Raw genomic sequence first — 4,884 nt, 5'->3', positions numbered from 1 at the left:
CCGTCTTCTTTGCATAAAAAATCTCCTCCATTGTATATAACTCATTCTACAGGATAAAGGAGATTACTCAAATTTAATTTGGGGGCTAAATAGAATTAAGAATGAACGATGTAGTGGTCTAACCAATTTGACCACATTTGTGGAGGTTTATTGCTTGGCCACATTTTTTACCCAACATATCCACTTGACCACACGTTTTATCCTTATTTGACCACGTTTTGACCACATACTACTTATAAATAGAAAGAACTAGATCGAACAGTTGATACGATACCCCCTTGATTTACCAAACTAAAACAAACTCACTCATACTAGAAATAACTATAGGTAACTGTTACACTAAACTTTGTGTTACGTAATGGTGAACTTGTTGTACTTCTTGTTTACTTATAATAAACGTGATTGAAGGTATACCCATGCAAATCGGTAAGAAAATCAAAAATCTAAGATTAAAAAAGGGGCTGACTCAGGAGGAGTTGGGAGAGCGGACGGATTTGTCTAAGGGTTATATCTCTCAGTTAGAACGTGATTTGAGCTCACCTTCGATCGAAACTCTTTTTGCGATCTTGGAGGTTTTAGGCTGTACACCGAAAGAGTTTTTTGATGAGGATGGACAAGAACAGAAGGTCGTTTATACATCAGATGATTGGACGAGCTTTATTGATGAGGATCGGGGTTACCAAATTCAGTGGCTGGTTCCAGAGTCGAATGAGAAGGAAATGGAGCCAATTCTACTCCTTCTAGCAGAGATAGGGGAGTTTAAAGAGTTTGAGCCTTCCTTAGCAGAGACGTTTGCCTTTGTGATTCGCGGGCAGATTATGATCCAAGTTGGCAAGCGGCAGTATATTGCCAAAGAGGGAGAGGCGATTTACTATACTGCCTCAGACAAACATCAGATTATCAATCATCATAAAGGTGAATCGGAAGTTATTTTGGTTGCTACAGAGTCTTACTTGTAAACAGCAACATATTTGGGGAGGTCACAATGGCTGATCAGACTATTATTCGTTTTGAAAATGTGACAAAGCAATATGATCAAGATCCTGCTGTATTAAATGATGTCAGTTTTTCCATTGAACGGGGGAGATTTTACACTCTTCTAGGGCCTTCTGGCTGCGGAAAAACTACCATTTTACGTTTGATCGCAGGGTTTACAGAACCGACAAAAGGTAATATTTATTTTCATGAAAAAGTGATGAATGATGTACCTGCAAATAAAAGACAAGTGAATACGGTATTTCAAGACTATGCGCTGTTTCCTCATCTAAATGTATTTGAAAATGTAGCATTTGGTTTGCGTATTAAGGGTTGTAAAAATGATGAGATCAAACGCAAAGTGCTGGAAGCTCTGCGATTCGTGAACTTGGTTGGATATGAAAATCGTGAAATTAAAGAGATGTCTGGTGGACAGAGACAACGTGTGGCGATTGCACGTGCCATTGTAAATGAGCCAGAGGTGATTTTGCTGGATGAACCACTTTCCGCGTTGGATTTGAAATTACGTACCGAGATGCAATATGAACTTCGGGAGTTACAACGGCGCCTCGGGATTACATTTGTCTTTGTAACTCATGATCAAGAAGAGGCACTTGCGATGTCAGATGAGATTTTCGTGTTAAACGAAGGAAATATAGAGCAAAGTGGAACACCTACAGATATTTATGATGAGCCGATTAACCGCTTTGTTGCTGATTTTATAGGTGAATCCAATATTGTGCCGGGCGTGATGAAAGAGGATTATCTGGTCCAATGCGCGGGGAAGAACTTTGATTGTGTGGATGGTGGATTTAATCGAAATGAGCAAGTGGAGATTGTGATTCGCCCGGAAGATCTAGAAATTACTTTACCGGATCAAGGGAAGCTTCGAATGAAGGTGGATTCACAATTGTTTCGCGGAGTTCATTATGAAATTTGTGGTTATGACCAAGATGGGAATGAGTGGTTGGTTCATAGCACGAAAAAGGCGAATGTGGGGGAAGAAATCGGTTTGTACTTTGATCCAGAAGCGATTCATGTGATGCGACTGGGTGAGACAGAAGAAGAGTTTGATAAGCGTCTCGAAGCGTATAGTGAGGCAACTCATGCAGATTAGAACTAGAAACCTATATCTTATTCCCTACCTCACATGGATTCTATTGTTTGTGGTTGCGCCTATTTTACTGATTGTATATTACTCATTCTTTAATGTAGATGGTCAGTTTACACTTGGGAATTATCAAAAATTTTTTACGCCTGTTTATTTGAAGATGACGTTAAGTTCCTTTTGGTATGCATTGCTCATTACGATTATTTCATTATTGATTGCTTATCCTACTGCTTATTGGCTAACGAAGACCAAACATAAACAATTGTGGCTCCTTCTCATTATTTTACCTTCGTGGATCAATTTATTGTTGAAGGCATACGCTTTTTTAGGGATTTTCGGGACATATGGCCCTACTAATAAATTGCTAGAAAGCTTAGGGATTGGTACACAACAGATCTTATTTACGGATTTTAGCTTTTTATTTGTTTCGGTTTATATTTTTATTCCGTTCATGATTTTGCCAATTTACAATGCTTTGGAAGAGATGAATCATAGTCTCCTAGATGCGGCAAATGATTTAGGGGCTTCTCAGTGGACTACTTTTCGTCGTGTTATTTTCCCGCTAACGCTGGACGGGGTGAAGTCAGGGTGCCAAGCTGTATTTATTCCTGCTCTCTCGTTGTTTATGATTACTCGATTGGTCGCTGGAAACCGGGTTATTACGCTGGGAACAGCCATTGAGCAACATTTCCTTGTCACTCAAGATTGGGGAATGGGAGCTACGATTGCGGTGTTCCTGATTATTGCGATGGCCTTCATTATGATGTTGACGAGAAAACGGAAGTGAGGTGGCAAATATGAAGAAAAAGAATGGCTTGGGCCCTAAAATATACCTAGCAATCGTGTTTGTCATTCTCTATGCTCCGATTTTCTATCTAATGGTGTACTCCTTTAGTAGTGGAGATAAGATGTACAACTTTGAAGGTTTTACTTTGAATCATTATAAGGAAGTATTGCAAGACACAAGGCTTTTAATCATTGTTCTGAATACGCTAGTAATTGCATTGTTATCAGCTGCTCTTTCGACGATACTTGGAGTATGTGGTGCTTTAGCGATTTATTATGTGCGGAAGTTACGGACGCAAAATTCACTCCTTACCCTAAATAATGTATTAATTGTTAGTTCGGATGTGGTAATTGGAGCGTCATTCTTACTTCTTTTTACCATTGTGGGAGTGAAATTAGGCTTTGTATCGGTTTTGCTTTCTCATATTGCATTTAGTGTTCCGATCGTTGTGCTCATGGTGTTACCAAAGTTAAACGAAATGAGCCCCACGTTGATTGATGCAGCCCGGGATTTAGGGGCGAGTCGTTGGGATACATTGAGTAAAGTGATATTGCCGTTTATTACTCCGGGGATTTTTGCTGGGTTTTTCATGGCGTTAACCTATTCGTTAGATGATTTTGCGGTTACGTTCTTTGTCACAGGAAATGGTTTCTCAACCTTGTCTGTTGAGATCTATTCTAGGGCTAGACAAGGAATTTCACTCTCCATTAATGCATTATCTACCCTTATTTTCTTTGCGACCATGATGATGGTGATTGGGTATTATTTCATTGCGAAACGTAACCAACGTGGTGCAGGAATGGGGGTTGGAAAGTGAAGAGATTAACACGGGCTTTTTCTGTCATTTTCTTGATATCTTTCGGTCTTATGTATGTAACCTACTATCTCAATCAAGCAGAGGGTTATGGTGGGAAGAATACGCTAACGGTTTACAACTGGGGCGATTATATTGACGAAGAGCTTCTTGAAAAGTTTGAAGAAGAAACAGGATTGAAAGTGATCTATCAAACATTTGACTCAAACGAAGCGATGATGACAAAGATCGAGCAAGGTGGTACTACATTTGATGTAGCGGTACCCTCTGAGTACGCGATGTCTAAGATGAAAGATGAAAAGTTGTTGTTGCCGATAGATCATAAAAAAATCCCTAATTTGAAGCATATCGAATCCCGTTTTATGAATCTTCCATTTGACCCGCAAAATCAATACTCGATTCCTTATTTTTGGGGAACGGTGGGGATTGTTTATAACAAGGAGAAGTTAAAAGGGAAAGAAATTAAGAGTTGGAATGGTCTGTGGAACCCAGATTTTAAAAATCAGATTCTGTTAGCGGACGGTGCGAGGGAAGTGTTGGGATTCTCTCTAAATAGCCTTCATCATTCTTTAAATGATACCAACGAAGCCCATCTTCAGGCGGCGAAAGCAAAGCTAGATCGGCTTACACCAAACATCAAAGCCATCGTGGGCGATGAAATTAAGATGCTACTGGTGAATGAGGAAGCGGCACTTGGAGTTGTTTGGTCAGGTGATGCTTCGGAGATCATGGGAGAAAACGAAAACCTCGACTATGTAGTACCAGAAGAGGGTTCCAATCTATGGTTTGATAATATGGTGATTCCCAAAACAGCGAAAAACGTAGAGGGAGCTCACAAGTTTATTAACTTCATGCTCGATCCAGAAAATGCAGCGAAAAACGCAGAGTATGTTGGCTATTCGACGCCTAATGCAGAGGCTCTAAAGCTACTTCCGGAAGAGATTTCACAGGATGAGCGCTTTTATCCCCCATTAGAACTGACGAAAAAGCTAGAGGTCTATAAAAATCTGGGAAAGAAAATGTTATCCCATTATAACGAGCTGTTCTTAGAGTTTAAGATGCATAGAAAGTAGGTAAAAAACCAATCCTTGTCCATGTTGCGTGAAGTGAACCCAAAAAGTTAGACACGAAGTTTTAAGCAACCCGCAGGGTATGCGTTCGGTATTGAACCGGGCTCATGCCCTTTAGTTTTATCTT

General features: G+C 40.0%; 5 protein-coding genes. All 5 read left to right on the top strand.

From position 1 onward, the window contains the following. Positions 1-416 precede the first annotated feature (416 nt). Genes EDD57_RS14070 through EDD57_RS14050 form a run of 5 tightly spaced genes read left to right on the top strand, consistent with a single transcriptional unit; the run spans position 417 to position 4,760 of the window. Positions 417-959 (top strand): helix-turn-helix domain-containing protein, encoded by a 543-nt coding sequence (locus EDD57_RS14070; protein ID WP_131850047.1) that lies wholly within the window; start codon positions 417-419, stop codon positions 957-959. A gap of 26 nt (positions 960-985) precedes the next feature. Further along, entirely contained in the window at positions 986-2,092 is a 1,107-nt protein-coding gene (locus EDD57_RS14065; protein WP_131850046.1) for an ABC transporter ATP-binding protein, read from the top strand. Continuing rightward, positions 2,082-2,873 (top strand): ABC transporter permease, encoded by a 792-nt coding sequence (locus EDD57_RS14060; protein WP_131850045.1) that lies wholly within the window; start codon positions 2,082-2,084, stop codon positions 2,871-2,873. Before EDD57_RS14065 ends, EDD57_RS14060 begins: the two co-directional genes overlap by 11 nt. A gap of 10 nt (positions 2,874-2,883) precedes the next feature. Then, the gene (locus EDD57_RS14055; RefSeq protein ID WP_131850044.1) at positions 2,884-3,690 is read left to right on the top strand and encodes an ABC transporter permease; all 807 of its coding nucleotides are present in this window, start codon (positions 2,884-2,886) and stop codon (positions 3,688-3,690) included. Next, positions 3,687-4,760 (top strand): ABC transporter substrate-binding protein, encoded by a 1,074-nt coding sequence (locus EDD57_RS14050; protein ID WP_131850043.1) that lies wholly within the window; start codon positions 3,687-3,689, stop codon positions 4,758-4,760. Before EDD57_RS14055 ends, EDD57_RS14050 begins: the two co-directional genes overlap by 4 nt. Positions 4,761-4,884: the final 124 nt, after the last annotated feature.

It is taken from the genome of Baia soyae (assembly GCF_004341445.1).
Taxonomy (GTDB): domain Bacteria; phylum Bacillota; class Bacilli; order Thermoactinomycetales; family Thermoactinomycetaceae; genus Baia; species Baia soyae.
Note: the sequence above shows the minus strand (reverse complement) of the source record. Positions and strands in the feature narration are given on the sequence as shown.